Source organism: Aquibacillus sediminis, from assembly GCF_005870085.1.
Taxonomy (GTDB): domain Bacteria; phylum Bacillota; class Bacilli; order Bacillales; family Amphibacillaceae; genus Aquibacillus_E; species Aquibacillus_E sediminis.
On record NZ_SZNM01000003.1, the window covers coordinates 295,229 to 311,410 of the forward strand.

A 16,182-nucleotide genomic window follows, 5' to 3' on the forward strand; every position below is an offset into this window, starting at 1 on the left:
TTGCCTGTCTTTTTGCTTAAAAGGGAAAAGAGAGTATATGCACCCAAAAAAGGTCATATACTCTCTTTCCATTAATAGTAACTCTATCCTATTATTGATAGAATATCGTAATTACTCTGCAGCATAAGCCCACTTGTATTCATAGTCAGAACCAAATGGATTTGTTTGTACACCTTGTACTTTTGGCGCAATCAATTGTGCACGTGCACGTTGATATGTTGGCGCAATTGCCGCATCTTCAAACAACATTTGTTCAGCTTCTAAGAAAGCATTATAACGCTCAACTGGTTCAAGTGCAAGTTCATTTGCAGCTTCTTCAATTAGAGCATCATATTCAGGGTTTGAATAACCCATGTAGTTGTTTGGTCCATCTGTTACCCAAAGATCTAAGAATGTATTCGGATCTAAGTAGTCAGGGCCCCAACCAGCAGCTTGAATATCATAATCCATTGCCGTATCAAGATCTAGACGTTGTTCGAACGGAACTTGTTTCAATGTTACTGTTAAACCTGGAAGATTTGTTTCCAATTGGTTTTTAATGTATTCACTTTGGTTCTTAGCCGTTTCACTATCATCCGTTAAATATTCAATTTCAACAGATTCTTCACCTAGTTCCTCAAGACCTTTTTCCCATAATTGCTGCGCTTCTTCTGCATCAAACTCTACTAAGTCTCCGTTTAATTCGCGGAATGTCTCTCCTGTTTCAGGATGTGGAGCAAAGTCTGCTGGCATAAGTCCAGTCGCAACAATAGAACCATTATTAAGAATTGTATCAACTAATGCATTTTTGTTATAGCCTTTAGAAATAGCTTTACGTATATTTACATTATCTAAAGCTTCATTACGTGTTTGGTTAAACTTCATGTAAAACACAGACATTTCTGGTGTGATTTGGTAATCTTCATGTGTTGAATATTCATCAACAAAGTCAGAAGAAATACCTGCACGATCTACTTCACCTTGTTCGTAAAGGTCGATCTGTGGTTGAATCTCTTTCATTACCTGATAGGTAATTTTATCCAACTGAACTGTCTCTGCATCCCAGTAATTTTCGTTTTTCACTATTTCCCATTCACTTGCAACACTATCCCAGTTTTCCAAAGTGAAAGGACCATTGAATAGTAATGTATCAGTACTTGTTGCAAAGTCATCGCCTTGTTCTTCCGTAAACTCTTCGTTAAGAGGGAAGTATGTTGGGAATGTTGTTAACGATTCGAAATATGGAACTGGTTTTTCTAATGTAACAACAAGCGTATAGTCGCCATCAGCTTCAACACCTAGTTCTTCTATTGCCATTTCACCAGCGTTAATTTCTGTAGCATTTTCAAGTACGCCGCCCATCATATATGGACCATATTCAGAACCCGTGTCAGGGTCTACTGCACGTCTCCATGAATAAACGAAGTCATGTGCTGTAACAGGGTCACCATTAGACCACTCAGCATCTTCACGTAAGTTAAATGTCCAAACAGTTGCATCGTCACTTACTTCGTGATCAATTGCAATACCTTCAACTGGAAGTGAATCTTCGCCTAAACGGTATAGGCCTTCCATTGTATGAGTTGTAAACTCAATACCATAAGTATCTGTAACCATATTAGGGTCCATGGATGGAATGGTGTCCCCGTTTAGGAAGTTAAATACTTGTTCTCCATCTCCTGCATTTTCTTCCGAATTACCTTCATCTGAAGTATTTGTGTCGTCGCTAGTAGTGTCGTCTGTATCTTCGCCACCAGAGCAAGCTACTAGGAACATACTTAGTACTAAAGCTAGTACTAATAATAGCCAATTTGACTTTCTCATGAATCAATGACCTCCCCGAATTTTCTAAATTTTTCGTAGATAGAACATCCACAAAATGAATTATACAAGTTTTCTTACAATTTTGCACTATTTTTTTTACATAAAATTTAAGAATTTGCATATTCTATACATTCATTCGTCATAATTTAGGCAAAAAGAACTAGTTTGATTTTGTCGATTTTTGACATTTTTATCCACCTTATGTCAAATTAAACCATTTCATCAGGTCCTTCCTTTCTTCCTATTTTTTAATTATACTGTAGCTAGGCGACTATGAAGAATATTGTCGAACAAGTTTTTAAGGAAGGAGAGACGAGCATCATTGATATTAAATAAACATATTACATGGCTACTTATAAATTTAATTGCTGTTACAGTTGCTTTTTTCGTATTTTCTCCTGTATACAATCTTTTCCATTTCATTAACACTTTATTCATTATGAGTTTTATCTATCTTTCGGTTTCGATTATACTTTTTGTAACAAGTAAACGTTTCTTTGATGGTGTTACATTTGGTTTTCGTAGATTTTTAAGTATGTTACCGAAAAATAAAGATTTATTAGATGAGTGGAAAGAAAAGCCATTACCTTCAGAAAAAATATCACCATCATTTTTAAGATTTATTTTTATCCAAGCAAGCTTGTGTACTTTATTAACGCTTATATTGCTTATAATCTACTATCTTTAATGTAAATGAATTCCTTAAACAGATGAGCTTCTTTTACGGGAGGAAAATCGAATAAAAACGCAATTCTTCTACTCGTTTTTTTCGCAGCCACTCCCCTTGCATTTCATCTTAAGAATTTATATAATTAAGTGAAACTTTACTCAGTGTTTTTTAGCTTTTCCCACTTAGGTAGCTTGAACCAATCGGTGGTGAAGTCTCCGTTTCATATTATGTTTTGAAGTAGACGGTTGCACCGTGATAGATAATAACTTGATAGCATTAGCTATGAAGGAGATGTAGTACTATTTATCCGCTAATTTTAGAGAGCTTGTGGTTGGTGAAAACAAGCATTATGGTAAATGGGAATTGGACTTCCTGAGCTAATTTACATTCAAAGTGATCTTACATTGTAAGATAACAAGGGTGGCACCGCGGTTCATTCGTCCCTTATTTTATGGGGAACGGAATGGACTTTTTTTTATGCGCAAATAACGGTACAAGCGGTAATAATCTAGGGAAACATCCTAATCATGTAGAACAATTAATAACTAGAGGTGAGGTAAAATGAAAACTATATTTTCAGGAATTCAACCAAGTGGAACGTTGACAATTGGAAATTACTTAGGGGCAATGAAACACTTCGTTGATCTCCAAGAAGACAATAACTGTTATTTTTGTATTGTTGATGAACACGCGATCACAGTACCACAAGATCGTTTAAAACTAAGAGAAAACATTCGTTCATTAGCAGCATTATATTTAGCTTCTGGGATTGATTCAGATAAGTCTACTTTATTTATTCAATCAGAAGTACCTGCACACACACAACTAGGTTGGATGATGCAGTCGATCTCATACATTGGTGAATTAGAACGGATGACACAGTTTAAAGATAAGTCACATGGTAAAGAAGCTGTCTCGTCATCGCTTTTGACGTATCCACCATTAATGGCTGCTGACATTCTTCTTTATAATACAGACCTTGTACCTGTTGGTGATGATCAAAAGCAGCACCTTGAATTGACTAGAAATCTTGCTCAGCGTTTCAACCATAAATTTAATGATATTTTCACGATCCCTGAAATAAGTATTCCGAAAGTTGGAGCGCGAATTATGTCACTTCAAGAGCCAACGAAGAAGATGAGTAAATCAGATGAAAACAACAAGGCATCAATATTCATGCTTGATGACGAGAAGAAAATTGAAAAGAAAATTAAAAGTGCTGTGACTGATTCAGAAGGTATCGTAAAATATGATAAAGAAAATAAACCAGGCATATCCAATTTATTAACGATTCATGCTAGTTGTACTGGAGAAACAATTGAAACCTTAGAACAAAAATACGAAGGTAAAGGTTACGGAGAATTTAAACAGGATACTGCTAATGCAGTAATTAACGTACTAAAACCATTGCAGCAACGTTATTATGAGTTAATTGATTCTCAAGAATTAGATGACATTTTGGATAAAGGAGCAGATAAAGCAAATTTTGCAGCAACAAAAATGATCCGAAAAGCGAAGAAGGCGATGGGATTAGGTCGCGTTAAAAAGAAAAAATAATATTAAAAAAGCGCTTAGTGTGAGACTAAGCGCTTTTTTCTGGTTTTAACACTGAATCTAGCTACAGATCGTCTATTTTATGGACATTTAGTGCTCTTTTTACCAATATATAGCCTATAGCCAATTTGTCATCTGAACGGACATCTAGTTCGTATAGCACATCAAATGACCGCTCAAGCACAAATAGCCACTAAGGATTACATTCATAACAATAAGAGGCTGTCTGTTTTTTTAATGACAGCCTCTTGTTATTATAAAATCCTTTTAAAACTATTTTGTTGTTCTTGATGTTGTTCTAGTTCCCACATTTTTTCAAAGAAAGGTTGTCCTTTTATCATTTTTCCACATAACTCCTCATGGGCAACACTCCAACCTTCAATCACCCCTTGATACAGTTCATACCACGCTTCTTCAAAATCCATTTTACGAATTTCTGAATATTGCGCTGGATCCCATTCCGTTAGCCAATATCTTACTTCTTCACTATTTTTTGTACCCTTTAGTTGATCTAAAGCCATCATTAGTAATTGTTTCAATTGACGTTCTTTTCTAGTTAGTCCCACCATGCGTTCTGGTGGTAATGATAAGATATGATATTCTTTGTCATCCTCCGTTGCTGAAAAAGAGAACTCCATCGGTTCTGTTCCCTCAATCATTTCGTACACTAATCTTTCTTGTCTAGGTATTAACCTACTTTTACGTACTGGTAAATGATAGCCCATTGTATCAAAAGCAACAATTGATTTTCCATTTGTGACAATACATGCGTATTCAAGTGAGATTCGTTCTTGATTTTTTCTTAAATATGCTCGTTTATATATGCTTTCCAACAAGGGCTTTGGTAAATCTTGGAGGTCATTTTCAATGTAGTGGTACAACAAGTCATTTATGTATAGAATTGGTACTTGATCTAGTAATTCTATACCATCTTCTTTTCTCCATTCATGAAAATGACACACATTGTATCCATTTTCTTCACCCTCGAACCAATTCACCCAAACATCGTGTAGATATAGCATTGTGAACCCTCGCTTTTTTATTGATTCTTTTAGAATACATTATGACCAGCAGAAGAAATTTTATTCTAGTTTAGCTATTTTTTAACATGTATATTTGGAAATTTTAAAATGGATATGATAAGTAAAATGACCCCAAGTGGAAAAGCGTAACATTCAATCCTTTTGGATATAAAAATAAAATATTCGCTCCACGATAACCCTGCAGGTATAAAATTCATATAAAGAATCAAAGAAACTCCACCTGAAATTGTTAGACCAAACCCTATTAAAAATAATAAAATATATCGCACACGCGTTCACCTAGCCTGTCCACTTTATATTAGTATAGATATATGATAGACAAATGGAGAACATGTCTATAAATTTAATAGAGGGTGATAGAATATTACGCATAAGCTGTATTATACGACCTAACACTTTCAACTTCCTCTAAAGAATGAGTGTAAAAGGTCGCTGCGGAAATACACTACGCTTTCCTGTGGGGGGCCTGGTGAGCCTCCTCGTTCGTACCTCACTGCGGGGTCTCACCGATGATAAATTAAGGACCACAGGCTAAAATCGTCCTTGTCGGACAACGCCTGCATGACCCTCGTCGGGCCTCGGGAGTCTCCGTGTATTTCCTCCGCTTTTTTTAGTATTCTGAAGTTTTTTAGTGCTGCTATGTCTGATGAAACCACATATTACTTGGCATGTTATAACACAACAATGCAGCAATTCTTTATTTTTGAATATGTAAAGTATTACATCTATCACTAATCAGAAAACTTATATCAGCGAAGGCAGAATACGGAGATCCTTGAAAATAAAGATCAATTTTCTGCGTGCGATGTATCGCTGTCGAAGCGTTCCTTGTCCTGCAGGAACAGCACGAGGTGAAGATCCACTTGGTAAAGTGGTCTTCTTTACCAAGTTAGCTGAGGCCGTGCCCGCGGAAAGCGTAGTATTCTGCCGTAGCGATGGTATATCACGCATTTCAATCAGAATGGTAGAGAGCAAAGTTACGAAGGTTATGTCGTATAATACATCTAATGCACAATAAAAAACTCTAGCCACATTATCTGCAGCTAGAGCTCAAAACATTACGATTCATATTTTTTAAATAATAACGTTGCATTATGCCCACCAAAGCCAAGTGAATTACTTAAGGCATAGTTTACTTCTTTTTGCTTCGCTTCGTTTGGGACATAATCAAGATCACAGTCAGAATCTGGTGTTTCATAATTAATTGTTGGTGGGACGATGCTATTTTCAATTGCCTTCACACATGCAATGGCTTCAACAGCACCAGCCGCTCCAAGTAAGTGACCTGTCATTGATTTAGTTGAAGACACAGCGATATCATATGCGCCCTCACCAAATACATGTTTAATCGCCATGGTTTCAAACTTATCGTTTAATTCCGTACTTGTCCCATGTGCATTAATATAATCAATTGCACTTGCCTCAACACCAGCATCTTCAATCGCTTGGTTCATCGCTCTTACCGCACCCTCTCCTTCTGGGGCAGGTGCAGTAATATGATAGGCATCACCTGCTGAACCATAACCTACAATTTCTGCATAGATGGTAGCCCCACGTTTTTGCGCTGATTCTAATGACTCTAGGATTAGTGTTCCAGCACCTTCACCCATAACAAAACCGTTACGATTTTTATCAAAAGGACGACTTGCTGTTTTCGGGTCGTCACTGAATGATAATGCTTTCGCTGTTGAGAAACCAGCAAATGCCATTTCTGTCAGCGGTGCTTCAGCGCCACCAGCAATCATAACATCAGCATCGCCTCGTTCAATCACTTTAAAAGCATCACCAATCGAGTTGGTACCAGAAGCACAAGCTGTTACCGAACAGGAGTTAATTCCTTTTGCACCTAATTGAATGGAAACTTGTCCAGCTGCCATATCTGGTATTAGCATTGGCACGAAGAAAGGACTAACTCGGCGGTAACCTTTTTTCTGGTATTTTTCAAATTGTTCATGATAAGTTGTCATACCACCGATTCCAGAACCAATCCAGACACCAACACGTGGAGCCAGCTCGTCCGTAATGTCTAGTTTCGCATCATCAACAGCCATTTTCGCGGATGCAACTGCATATTGGGTAAACAAATCCATTCGTTTCGCTTCTTTTTTCTCCATATATAGAGATGGATCCCAATCTTTTATTTCACCTGAAACTTTCGCAGGAAAATCTTCCGTATTAATTCTAGTTAAAAAATCTATCCCCGAATTACCTTGGATTAAGTTATCCCATATTGTATCAATCGTGTTGCCAACGGGTGTTACGGCACCTAGTCCTGTAACAACTACACGTCTTTTTTCCATAAGGGGTCTCCTCCTTATTTTAGTTGTTGTTTAGATTTTAGTCGTTTTACTTTCCCCATTTGAGCGCAATCGCACCCCAGGTAAGTCCTCCTCCAAATCCAACGAGAACCACTAAATCATTGTCTTTTATTTTACCGTTTTTTACATCTTCAGATAAAGCAATAGGAATCGATGCCGCTGAAGTATTTCCATACCTTTTAACGGACGTTGACATTTTCTCTTCCGGGATGCCAAGTCTTTGTCTAGCGGCTTCCATAATTCGAATATTTGCTTGGTGTGGAATTAAATAATCCACATCTTCTTTATTAAATCCTGCTTTTTCTACGACATGAACAGAAGACTCTGGCATCTGTCTTACTGCAAATTTGAATACTTCACGACCATTCATGCTAATGTAGTCTTTATCTTGTAATAAATATTTGCCACCGCCACCGTCAGCACCAAGTTCAAAAGAAAGAATTCCTTTATCATCACTTACAGGGCCAAGGACTGCAGCACCTGCACCGTCACCAAATAACACACATGTGTTACGGTCAGACCAGTCTGTAATTTTTGATAGCTTCTCAACACCAACAATAAGCACGTTTTTATATGCCTCTGTTTCGATAAATTGTTTCGCTGTAATAACACCGTACATAAAACCTGAACATGCGGCACTTACATCCATGGCTGCGGCATTCGTCGCCCCTAACTTCTCTTGTAACATACAAGAGACTGATGGGAATGGTGTATCAGGTGTTACGGTTGCTATTAAAATCATATCTATTTCATCTGCCGTAATAGAAGCATCCTCCATTGCTTTGAGCGCTGCTTCATATGCTAAATCAGATGTATCCATGGTGTCATCTGCAATTCTTCTTTCCTCAATTCCTGTTCTTGTCCGAATCCATTCATCATTTGTATCCACAATTTTTTCTAAATCAGCATTTGTCACTACTTTTTCTGGCACATAATGTCCTGTACCAATAAATCCTGCTTTCATCTATTTCATCCTCTCTACGGACTTTAAAATCAAATATTAAGACTTGGTACTAATTTTAATGGATCTTTCTTCTAATATCAAGTCAATCGTTCTACATTGATTCATGATACCCGCCTTCTCGCTTTTATCAACAACACCATAACATAGCAATAAGGAGGTGTTCGATGATGACGGATGAGAACGAAAAGCAGGAAAAAACAAAGCGAGAACAACCAAGCCGCCATCCATTTGATCAGATGATGTTTGGTAATCGTATAAATGAACCGTCCACAACAGAACAAGCAAAACAAGAGGATGAAACAAACAAGTTTGATTTATTTAATACAACGCAAACAATTGTAGAAACCTACCAACAATTATCACCATATGTAAAAGGACTATCCGATATGGTAAAGAAGTATAAACCAAAATAAAAAAAGTGCTATGTTGGGTACTTCGTAGACATGGCTGCTACTGCATATAAACTGGAAAAAGGTCAGAAGATTTGTGCTTTCTTACTTTCTAAATAAAGTAGAATTAAAGCTACTTCTTAAATAAAGTGAAACATCAATCAGTGGTTTTTTTTGCCCTTCCCCTACTGATTGTTAGTACCACAAGGGTATGACCTAAAGGCCCTTGAACGAATCGGGGTAAAAAAGAAAGCTTACTCCCAACTTAAACATATTCAGTTTTCCTTGATGTTTCGAAGTGGGAGTCTTACGGACGGTTGCACCGCGATAAAAAGAGTGTGTAACAAGATGAACCTGCTACACACTCTTCTATTCTTTACTTTTCATTTGGTAATAAGCCTTCTCTTTTATATCGCTTAACTTGGTCAAGAATATATTGCTTGTAATAGTTTGGCACTTTTGGTCCAAATGATCCCATTGATATTACGTCATCCTGGAAGTCAAAGGTATGGACACCACCCTTTAGCTCGTCCTGATTAAATTTCTTAGCAGCGAGCAAATATAAACGATCCACATGTTGGACGGTACTGGTGAGGACTGTGTCTTCTGCAATGTTTAATTGATCTGTCACAAAACCAATAGCATATTTATTTAATTGACTGATCTCCTTAATGATTGGAACACTGAATGAATCTCCAGCAGGATAAAAAACGTCTACTTGGTTTTCATCTAATTGATCAAGTAGTTTCATGGCTCGTTCTGTGTCATCCCAATTATTAACGAATTCCATGTTCAACTTAGCATCAGGATTTTCAAACTTAACCCCTTCGTAAAAACCTTCAATCTCTGGTTGCCATTCATAACTAGCGATTAAACCTACTTGGTCTGTTTCCGTCATTTTCCCTGCGACCATACCACCAAAAAAGCCCATTGCATGAGAACTAAAATGCAAACTAGTTATGTTATCATCGTAATAACCGCCATTAAAATAAACAAAATGAATGTTAGGGTACGAACGATTAATCTTTTTAAACATATTTCCATAGATACTACTATGTCCAAAGATAACATTTACCCCTTTACTTGAAAATTCTTCTACAGCTTGGTTAACTTGTTGCTGTGTTTGTATCTTTTCTTTATAGTAAACGTCAGTATCAAACTCATCTTCTATATTCATTAAGCCTTGATACCCTTTATTTCCCCAAGTCTGGTCATTTACAGTATTTTCCACTAACATACCGACACCTGTTATCTTATCTTCATTGTTCGAATTGATTGACCATACTAATAAAACTGCAACTCCTAATACTAATGTTAATGTTAAACCATATCGTTTGAACAAAACTCGCACTCCTATTCAAAAAGCAATCGTTTTACTAGTCTTATTTTATCGTGTAATAGTTACTGCGTAAATGTGTTTTTCAATTATGAACCAAAGATGTGATGATAACTCATTTTTTATGCTGTTTTCTTAAAGGATGTTTTTTAACTAATAATGTAACTTATTTGCTTTTATATATGGAGTGTTTAAGAAGAAATCTTACTTCATGTCGCTTCTTTGTTTCTCAGGACATTTATCAAGCTACTTATCTTAACGTCAAATAAATTTGTTGAAATTTTTGATAATGGGTTAATAGATCTTGGTGTCGTTTTTCAAGTGGAGCTAATTCTCGAATGAACAAATGATTTTCTTGTTTTGTTTGAGCACGTTCTAAACGCTTCAATGGATACATATCAACTGTTTTTGGAAGTTGCTCCGATTTAACCAATTGGATTAGTGCTTGAACAAAATCTTGAATATAAATGGCTTGGTGTTTAAATGTATCGGAATCAAAGCGGATATACTGTTGTTGCACATAACAACCTTCCGCATCTCTAGGCATCCATTCCCCATACAATAGTGGTAAATGAACATTAATTATGTGATCCCCATCTCGTATTGCTTGATTTGATAAATGAATCCACTTCGAAGTCTTTAAGTCACTCAAACTCTCCGCCCGTTCGTGATCATTTATGGTAAAAAGAGTATCGATTTCACCTTCCTTTCTAGCCTCTTCTACCGTTTCCTGATGTGTAAATAAACTGTTTCGACCAATTAATAGCGCAAAATGCTCCTGTTTCGGTGTCTTTATATCATCAATTCCAATCACTTCCTGCCCCTGCTGTAATAATTGATCCACTAGATGATAACCAATCCAATTAAAGCATCGTGAAACTACGTACATCTTGAACACCCTCCACATCTCAGACTGGGAATACTCTACATACTGCCATAGCATTCCTATTATTTTTATTTATTTTCCATGATATTTTTGGTAAACTAAACAATAGAATGAGAAAAAAATGAGGTGAAAACTGTGCGTTTTGTTTGGACCATTATTTGGGCTTTGTTACTTAGTTTAATTATTTCTTATGTACTAACAAGTATGGCAGGACAAGCACTATCTCTTGCACCAATTTTTGCATTAACTGCCATTTTTAGTATTGCTGTTATTATTATTGGTGATGGCATACTAGGGGATTCGAAAAAAGTATAATGGAAAAGAATTACGTGTACCCTTGCCAACAAGGAATGGCAAGGGTTTCGTATTCATTAATACCATGGCAGAGCACTTAAGGCAACAAGAGCAGTTAATGGTAGAACTAAACGTCTAAAGCCGGCCCCTGGTCCATAGCCCCATGGATATGGATACCCATAACCAAATGGAGGTGCACCTCGTTCGATCGGTTCATACCCGACATTTGGCACTGATAAATATACATTTTTTTGATCTAAACCTGTAATAATCCCATTTATTTCTGTACCATCGTTTAATTTGGCTACCACATTAGCATGCATATGCATTTTACATAGCTCATACATATGTTGATGGTGATGCGAAACATAATGATGTGGATAATGCATGAACAACCCGCCTCCTCTCACTTTATAAACTATTCATTTAACCTAAATTTGTGATAGGAGTGTAGTAATAATAATTGATGTTCGGGAGGAACTTATACAATGTTAGAAGATTTAATCATACTGTTGAAATACATTTTTTTAGGACTTTTCCAAGGGTTTACCGAACCAATCCCGATTTCTTCTAGTGGGCATTTGGTACTCATCAGAAACCTTTTCAACTTAGATATACAAGGATTAAACTTTGAAATTATGGTTAATTTTGGTTCACTAATTGCAGTATTATTAATTTATCGACAAGATATATTACGATTGATTAAAAATGGATTGGCTTATGTAACGACGAAAGATAACCAAGCAAAGTCCGATTTTAACTTTATCCTCTATTTAATAATAGGTACGATCCCAGCTGGCGTGATTGGTTTATTATTTGAAGATCAAATTGAAGAAACATTTTCGATACCAAAAATGGTCGGAATCACGCTAATCATAACTGGACTAGCTCTTTGGATTATTCGTAATCTGAAAGGGAGAAAAAATGATGGTGGATTAACGATTAAGGATGCAATCATCGTTGGACTAGCCCAATCAGTTGCCTTAATTCCTGGTATTAGCCGCTCCGGCGCTACCATTGTTGCGGCAATGTTAGTCGGGATGAGACAAGAGACCGCTTTACGTTTTTCCTTTTTACTATATATTCCTGTCAGTTTAGGTACACTATTACTATCGATTGATGAAGTTCTTGAAGATATAAGTGTCATGTGGATTCCTTATTTATTAGCGTTTATTGCTGCTATTGTGGCAACGTATTATTCTTTACGTTGGTTTATGAATATCATGGCTAAAGGTAATCTGAAATATTTTGCCTTTTACTGTTTTATCGTTGGTGGGCTTGCCTTTCTATTTTTATAATAGAAATTTATTGGATGTGCAGCCTTAAAGCAATGGTAATTGTCAATAGGAATGGGTAATTTTGGTGCACATTATCCATTCCTTGCTGAAGGAGGATTTTTAGTGGATCATCTTATCAAACAACGTCAAATGTCTGATCAATTAAAAGAGTTATTAACATCGATTGACCATAAGATAAAAACGGAAAAAAATACATTTCTTTTCCAGCAGGGAGAAGTAGTTAACGAACTATTTATCGTATTATCAGGCCGAATACAAATTGGTAAGATGTCCCCCGATGGTCGTGAATTAACGTTAAGAATTTGCACCAAAGGGGATATTGTTGGGGAGTTGGCATTATATTCCGATGATGCCAAGTACATTTTAAACGCGAAAGTAATGGAAGCTGGAGAAGTAGCTGTCATTAAAAAGAAACAATTAGAAGAGCGTTTATTACATGATAACAGTTTGGCGATTGAATTTATTAAACTAATGGGCGAGACTTCCCGTCGCGATCAAACAAAATTTCGTGACCTTGTCATGCATGGAAAAAAAGGTGCACTTTATTCCACTTTAATTCGATTAACCAATAGTTATGGCGTTAAGCAACATGATGGAATCTTGATTGATATTACACTTACCAATCAAGAATTGGCTAACTTTTGTGGTACGTCACGTGAAAGTGTAAACCGCTTATTAAACGATTTAAAACGGAAAAAAATCATCGAAATGAAAAAAAGCAAAATATTTATTCACGACTTAGACTACTTAAAAAGTGAGATTAATTGTGAAGATTGTCCTGTTGTGTTATGTAGTATTGATTAGAAACATGAACAAACGGCTCATATTTTTCTGAGTCGTTTGTTCTTTTTAATATGTTGTTCTGTCGCAATAAACATAGAATCCGACGTGATTGGTAAGGTGGAGTTTAGCGGAATGAGGAGCCGCTTCAAAGGATGAAACGGTTCGTGGTTCCGCTACTTCAAGGAAAAGAGCCTAAATACTGCGGATAAGTGGTTCGTGATTCCGCTATTAGGCCCACAACTGATGAAAATCGTTAAGAAAATAGGAAATAGCAGAATGAGAAACCGTTTTGTACCTTAAAATGGAGTTATTCTGCGATATAGCGGAATAAGGGCCCGCTTCCATCCACGTCGAAGTTACTATCAACCACGAATATTTTAATAGACACACCATAATTATTGTGCATTTTCACTAGTTACTGATTTTCTCTTCTTACGCATTGCTTTCGGAATATAGACACAATATGGTTCACTTTCTAAATAATCCCCTGTCATTGCATACGCTCTTGATCTAGAACCACCACAAACATGACGGAATTCACATATTCCACATTTTCCTTTGTATTTATCAGGGTTTCTTAAATCTTTCAACACATCGGATTCACGATAGATTTCTCCGAGTGTTTGCTCACGTACATTTCCAACTTTAACTGGAAGCAGACCACTTGGATAGACATCTCCGATATGTGAAATGAAAATAAATCCATTTCCATCATTCACACCTTTAGGGGCTCTTCCTAACCCATCAATACTGCCTGTCGCACCTTTCATCAGTGCATCTTGATAGAAAATATGGTCTTGATCACTTTCCCCTTTATTTTCTCTTATCTTATTTTGAATCACAACGCGTCGGTAATGTTGTCCGGCTGTTGTTTTGATATCAAATGGTACACGTTTGGAAAGTTGGTACAACCATCTGAAAACTTTTTCATGCTCAGCTGGTGAAATCATATCTTTTTCTTGTCCACGTCCAGTTGGTACTAAGAAAAAGACACTCCATAATACACAATCCAGTTCTTCTATTAATTTTGCCATTTCTTCAAGATATTCGACGTTGTATCTTGAAATAACGGTATTAATTTGTAATGGCATTTCTAAATCATGTAAGTAATTAATTTTTTCCATTGTTAAATCAAAGGAACCACTTGTTCCTCGAAAGTGATCATGGACTTCGGCACAATGTCCATCTAAACTAAAGGCCCAACGAGACAACCCAACATCTTTTGCTTTATTCATTGCCTCTTTGGTGACATTAGGTGTTGCGGATGGTGTCATCGATACTCGTACACCTTTTTTCACTGCATAGTCAGCAATTGCAAATACGTCAGGCCGCATTAACGGATCGCCGCCAGTAAATACAAGCATCGGATTATTCATTTCATATATTTGATCAATTAACTTTTTACCTTCTTCAAAATTAAGTTCTCTTGGGTCTCGGACATACTGCGCATCTGCTCGACAATGCAAGCATTTTAATTCACATGCACGGGTTAATTCCCAAATAACAATAAACGGGTCTTTATTATAATCACGCGGTTGCATGAGATCCCTCCATATAAACATCGATTTAGATCTATTTTAAATAAATATTGTCTTTTAAGGTGTGACCAAGTTCACAACGAGATTTTTATACAATCAATTTAGTAAAAATACACAAGGCTTTTGCGCCCTAGATGCAAAAGCCTTGTGTCAATGTTCTGTTACCTTTTTGAAATAGCTACACGCCAAGTTGTTGGACCCTCTTCTAAGTATTCCCACTCAAACTGGCCTTCTCGTTCCATCATGAATTGGTAATGTAATGGACGTGGGTCATGATCATTGGTTAATTCCATCACTTCACCAGGATTTAATCCATCAAATACCTCAAAAATTTGTGGATGGCGAAATCTTGGTTCAATGTCTGGTGCATTTATTGTTGCTGCATACTGTATGTCACTCATTTGAACGGCCTCCCTTTTGGTTTTACAGTTACAAGCATAGATGATAACAAAATGTCGAATAGTGATAGCAAACAACGAACTGGTATGATTTTAATCACACATTTTATTCTTCCTTATTGATAATGTTTGAAAAGGTAGTTACAATGGAAAAAGTTATTGAAGTTTGGTACATGAGAAAGGAAGAAAAATGATGCATTCTCTATCGATACAAGGCCTCTTGCAAAAAGTACCATTATTTAAAGATCTTACAGATGAGGAAATGAAGCCAATTATTGAATTAGCTCAAACTCGTGCATACCGTAAAGGTACTCATATTTTTATGCAAGGTGACCCATTAACAAATGTCTATTTCATCCATGAGGGAACAATTAAAATATATAAAACAGATATTCACGGGAAAGAACAAATCGTTAATATTCTTCAGCCTGGACAAATGTTCCCGCACCAAGGCTTTTTCCGCCAAGATGATTATCCGGCACACGCTGAAGTATCTCAAGATGCGGTTTTAATTTACATTCCGATCCAGAAATTTGAAACATTTCTCATAAACCATCCAGAAATCAGTGTTAAATTGTTTAGAGTACTAGGAGACCTTATCGTTGACTTACAAAAACGACTAGGAGAACAAATTCTACACAATACGTACGAACAAATCGTGATGTTATTACTTCGGTTAACAGATAGTCATGGTATTGAGACTGATGACGGAAAGTATAAATTAAAAACAAACTTTACTAATCGCGAACTAGCAAATATGATTGGATCAAGTCGCGAGACGATAAGTAGAACTCTAACTCAATTAAAGAAACAAAACTTAATCACAACCCAACAGTCTGGTGACATTCTTATTGACAAAGACGCTTTGGAAGATGAGTTGTTCTAATCCCACTCCCAACATTAGTTTG

At 36.5% G+C, this 16,182-nt stretch carries 17 protein-coding genes and 1 other annotated feature; of the genes, 7 read left to right on the forward strand and 10 right to left on the reverse strand.

What is annotated here, in order from left to right:
* Window positions 1-111: 111 nt before the first annotated feature.
* On the reverse strand, window positions 112-1,803 hold the full coding sequence (locus FCI53_RS04995; protein WP_138416441.1) for a peptide ABC transporter substrate-binding protein: 1,692 nt from the start codon (window positions 1,801-1,803) through the stop codon (window positions 112-114).
* A gap of 322 nt (window positions 1,804-2,125) precedes the next feature.
* Between FCI53_RS04995 and FCI53_RS05000 the strand changes: the two genes are divergently transcribed.
* Both FCI53_RS05000 and trpS read left to right on the forward strand, forming a co-directional pair.
* The gene (locus FCI53_RS05000) at window positions 2,126-2,491 is read left to right on the forward strand and encodes a DUF3899 domain-containing protein (RefSeq protein ID WP_246050011.1); all 366 of its coding nucleotides are present in this window, start codon (window positions 2,126-2,128) and stop codon (window positions 2,489-2,491) included.
* A gap of 255 nt (window positions 2,492-2,746) precedes the next feature.
* Window positions 2,747-2,921, forward strand: a binding site (T-box leader).
* A 113-nt stretch (window positions 2,922-3,034) separates the two neighbouring features.
* Window positions 3,035-4,030, forward strand: coding sequence for a tryptophan--tRNA ligase (gene trpS, locus FCI53_RS05005; protein ID WP_138416446.1), 996 nt, complete (start codon window positions 3,035-3,037; stop codon window positions 4,028-4,030).
* Window positions 4,031-4,281: 251 nt separating this feature from the next.
* Here trpS and FCI53_RS05010 read toward each other — a convergent pair whose 3' ends face one another.
* From FCI53_RS05010 to FCI53_RS05025, 4 genes are all read right to left on the reverse strand, one after another.
* Window positions 4,282-5,049: a YjbA family protein gene (locus FCI53_RS05010; protein WP_138416448.1), complete on the reverse strand. Its 768-nt coding sequence runs from the start codon at window positions 5,047-5,049 to the stop codon at window positions 4,282-4,284.
* A 74-nt stretch (window positions 5,050-5,123) separates the two neighbouring features.
* The gene (locus tag FCI53_RS22285; RefSeq protein WP_138416450.1) at window positions 5,124-5,339 is read right to left on the reverse strand and encodes a YuzI family membrane protein; all 216 of its coding nucleotides are present in this window, start codon (window positions 5,337-5,339) and stop codon (window positions 5,124-5,126) included.
* A gap of 789 nt (window positions 5,340-6,128) precedes the next feature.
* Complete coding sequence (gene fabF, locus FCI53_RS05020) at window positions 6,129-7,370, reverse strand: beta-ketoacyl-ACP synthase II (RefSeq protein ID WP_138416452.1); 1,242 nt, start codon at window positions 7,368-7,370, stop codon at window positions 6,129-6,131.
* Between the two features lie 46 nt (window positions 7,371-7,416).
* Window positions 7,417-8,352, reverse strand: coding sequence for a beta-ketoacyl-ACP synthase III (locus tag FCI53_RS05025; protein ID WP_138416454.1), 936 nt, complete (start codon window positions 8,350-8,352; stop codon window positions 7,417-7,419).
* A gap of 164 nt (window positions 8,353-8,516) precedes the next feature.
* On the opposite strand from FCI53_RS05025, the gene FCI53_RS05030 reads away from it, so the two are divergent.
* A complete protein-coding gene (locus tag FCI53_RS05030) occupies window positions 8,517-8,765 on the forward strand; it encodes a hypothetical protein (protein ID WP_138416456.1) in 249 nt (82 codons plus the stop codon).
* A 352-nt stretch (window positions 8,766-9,117) separates the two neighbouring features.
* Here the strand turns inward: FCI53_RS05030 and FCI53_RS05035 are convergent, their stop codons facing one another.
* Together FCI53_RS05035 and FCI53_RS05040 are read right to left on the reverse strand one after the other, a co-directional pair.
* Entirely contained in the window at window positions 9,118-10,083 is a 966-nt protein-coding gene (locus tag FCI53_RS05035; protein WP_246050012.1) for a BMP family ABC transporter substrate-binding protein, read from the reverse strand.
* A gap of 244 nt (window positions 10,084-10,327) precedes the next feature.
* The gene (locus tag FCI53_RS05040) at window positions 10,328-10,966 is read right to left on the reverse strand and encodes a hypothetical protein (protein WP_138416458.1); all 639 of its coding nucleotides are present in this window, start codon (window positions 10,964-10,966) and stop codon (window positions 10,328-10,330) included.
* A 132-nt stretch (window positions 10,967-11,098) separates the two neighbouring features.
* Between FCI53_RS05040 and FCI53_RS05045 the strand changes: the two genes are divergently transcribed.
* Complete coding sequence (locus FCI53_RS05045) at window positions 11,099-11,278, forward strand: DUF2929 family protein (protein ID WP_138416459.1); 180 nt, start codon at window positions 11,099-11,101, stop codon at window positions 11,276-11,278.
* A 56-nt stretch (window positions 11,279-11,334) separates the two neighbouring features.
* Here the strand turns inward: FCI53_RS05045 and FCI53_RS05050 are convergent, their stop codons facing one another.
* Window positions 11,335-11,646 (reverse strand): hypothetical protein, encoded by a 312-nt coding sequence (locus FCI53_RS05050; RefSeq protein ID WP_138416461.1) that lies wholly within the window; start codon window positions 11,644-11,646, stop codon window positions 11,335-11,337.
* A 99-nt stretch (window positions 11,647-11,745) separates the two neighbouring features.
* Here FCI53_RS05050 and FCI53_RS05055 point away from each other — a divergent pair, with 99 nt between their 5' ends.
* The gene (locus FCI53_RS05055) at window positions 11,746-12,555 is read left to right on the forward strand and encodes an undecaprenyl-diphosphate phosphatase (protein WP_138416463.1); all 810 of its coding nucleotides are present in this window, start codon (window positions 11,746-11,748) and stop codon (window positions 12,553-12,555) included.
* Between the two features lie 129 nt (window positions 12,556-12,684).
* Window positions 12,685-13,359: a Crp/Fnr family transcriptional regulator gene (locus FCI53_RS05060; protein ID WP_138416556.1), complete on the forward strand. Its 675-nt coding sequence runs from the start codon at window positions 12,685-12,687 to the stop codon at window positions 13,357-13,359.
* A 374-nt stretch (window positions 13,360-13,733) separates the two neighbouring features.
* On the opposite strand, the gene FCI53_RS05065 is transcribed toward FCI53_RS05060, so the two are convergent.
* Together FCI53_RS05065 and FCI53_RS05070 are read right to left on the reverse strand one after the other, a co-directional pair.
* Window positions 13,734-14,879 (reverse strand): TIGR04053 family radical SAM/SPASM domain-containing protein, encoded by a 1,146-nt coding sequence (locus tag FCI53_RS05065; protein WP_138416465.1) that lies wholly within the window; start codon window positions 14,877-14,879, stop codon window positions 13,734-13,736.
* Between the two features lie 158 nt (window positions 14,880-15,037).
* Window positions 15,038-15,277 carry a DUF2249 domain-containing protein gene (locus FCI53_RS05070; RefSeq protein ID WP_138416467.1) on the reverse strand — a complete coding sequence of 80 codons (240 nt, stop codon included), beginning with the start codon at window positions 15,275-15,277 and terminating at the stop codon, window positions 15,038-15,040.
* A 190-nt stretch (window positions 15,278-15,467) separates the two neighbouring features.
* On the opposite strand from FCI53_RS05070, the gene FCI53_RS05075 reads away from it, so the two are divergent.
* Window positions 15,468-16,160: a Crp/Fnr family transcriptional regulator gene (locus FCI53_RS05075; protein WP_138416469.1), complete on the forward strand. Its 693-nt coding sequence runs from the start codon at window positions 15,468-15,470 to the stop codon at window positions 16,158-16,160.
* Window positions 16,161-16,182: the final 22 nt, after the last annotated feature.

What these genes read in the sequence shown, in the direction of transcription:
- FCI53_RS04995 (WP_138416441.1), bottom strand. Translation starts at nt 1,803, where the DNA reads ATGAGAAAGTCAAATTGGCTATTATTAGTACTAGCTTTAGTACTAAGT.
- trpS (WP_138416446.1), top strand. Translation starts at nt 3,035, where the DNA reads ATGAAAACTATATTTTCAGGAATTCAACCAAGTGGAACGTTGACAATT.
- FCI53_RS05010 (WP_138416448.1), bottom strand. Translation starts at nt 5,049, where the DNA reads ATGCTATATCTACACGATGTTTGGGTGAATTGGTTCGAGGGTGAAGAA.
- fabF (WP_138416452.1), bottom strand. Translation starts at nt 7,370, where the DNA reads ATGGAAAAAAGACGTGTAGTTGTTACAGGACTAGGTGCCGTAACACCC.
- FCI53_RS05025 (WP_138416454.1), bottom strand. Translation starts at nt 8,352, where the DNA reads ATGAAAGCAGGATTTATTGGTACAGGACATTATGTGCCAGAAAAAGTA.
- FCI53_RS05030 (WP_138416456.1), top strand. Translation starts at nt 8,517, where the DNA reads ATGATGACGGATGAGAACGAAAAGCAGGAAAAAACAAAGCGAGAACAA.
- FCI53_RS05040 (WP_138416458.1), bottom strand. Translation starts at nt 10,966, where the DNA reads ATGTACGTAGTTTCACGATGCTTTAATTGGATTGGTTATCATCTAGTG.
- FCI53_RS05050 (WP_138416461.1), bottom strand. Translation starts at nt 11,646, where the DNA reads ATGCATTATCCACATCATTATGTTTCGCATCACCATCAACATATGTAT.
- FCI53_RS05055 (WP_138416463.1), top strand. Translation starts at nt 11,746, where the DNA reads ATGTTAGAAGATTTAATCATACTGTTGAAATACATTTTTTTAGGACTT.
- FCI53_RS05060 (WP_138416556.1), top strand. Translation starts at nt 12,685, where the DNA reads ATGTCTGATCAATTAAAAGAGTTATTAACATCGATTGACCATAAGATA.
- FCI53_RS05065 (WP_138416465.1), bottom strand. Translation starts at nt 14,879, where the DNA reads ATGCAACCGCGTGATTATAATAAAGACCCGTTTATTGTTATTTGGGAA.
- FCI53_RS05070 (WP_138416467.1), bottom strand. Translation starts at nt 15,277, where the DNA reads ATGAGTGACATACAGTATGCAGCAACAATAAATGCACCAGACATTGAA.
- FCI53_RS05075 (WP_138416469.1), top strand. Translation starts at nt 15,468, where the DNA reads ATGCATTCTCTATCGATACAAGGCCTCTTGCAAAAAGTACCATTATTT.